Annotated in this window: 1 protein-coding gene; it reads left to right on the forward strand. The window is 70.1% G+C overall.

The genetic code is table 11. The features are described from left to right. On the forward strand, positions 1-324 hold a 324-nt coding region (locus HA630_RS26760; protein WP_243855315.1), incomplete at both ends, for a pantoate--beta-alanine ligase.

The following is a 324-nucleotide window of genomic DNA, read 5'->3' on the forward strand; positions in this document are numbered from 1 at the left end:
CTGCGCCAGGTGCTGGCCCGCTTCGACGCGCCCGCCTTCGTGCCCACCATGGGCAACCTGCACGCCGGGCACCTGGCCCTGGTGCGCCAGGCAAAGCCGCTGGGCGACGTGACCGTGGCCAGCATCTTCGTCAACCGGCTGCAGTTTTTGCCGCACGAGGACTTCGACACCTACCCCCGCACCCTGGCCGCCGACTGCGAGCAGCTGGCCGCCCACGGCTGCGACGTGTTGTTCGCCCCGTCCGAACAGGAGTTGTACCCCGAGCCGCAGACCTTCAAGGTACACGCCCCCGCCGCGCTGGGCGACCTGCTGGAAGGCCACTTC

This window comes from Aquabacterium sp. A08, assembly GCF_011742065.1.